The organism is Photobacterium aquae (assembly GCF_001029445.1).
GTDB lineage: Bacteria > Pseudomonadota > Gammaproteobacteria > Enterobacterales > Vibrionaceae > Photobacterium > Photobacterium aquae.
This window is the reverse complement of sequence record NZ_LDOT01000100.1, coordinates 1-389: the sequence shown is the minus strand read 5'-3', so window position 1 is coordinate 389 and position 389 is coordinate 1. Positions and strand designations below refer to the sequence as shown.

Sequence of the window (389 nt, the reverse complement as noted above, 5' to 3'; positions counted from 1 at the left end):
TGCGGTTATGGTCGCTATGTGCCGCCGTCCGATGGGCGCGAGGTCGAAGTCACTGCCATGCCGAGTGTGACGCTGTCACCGAATCAGGCCATTGATATTGGCAAGATGCCGCCGATGGTCTTCGAGGCAGATCAGGGCTTTGCCGTCACCCAGATGCCGGAAATGGTATTGGCCAAAGGGCAAAAACTAACGATTGGCGAATTGCCCCGGATGAAATTAGAAAACGGGCAGGCGGTTCGGGTCTACAGCACCACGGCACTGACCACCAAGCCCGCAATCCCGGAGAAGTGCGCAAGCCAAGTGCTAACAATAGCGGGCGATCTTGAGTTAACCGCCAATTCGTCACGTTGTCACGTTTTGGTCAAGGCTGGCAGTGCCCGCAACAAGAT

1 pseudogene is annotated in these 389 nt (G+C 56.3%); it reads left to right on the top strand.

Annotated features, from left to right (window positions below):
- Positions 1-389 (top strand): annotated as a pseudogene (locus tag ABT56_RS24400) (hypothetical protein); the annotation flags it as partial.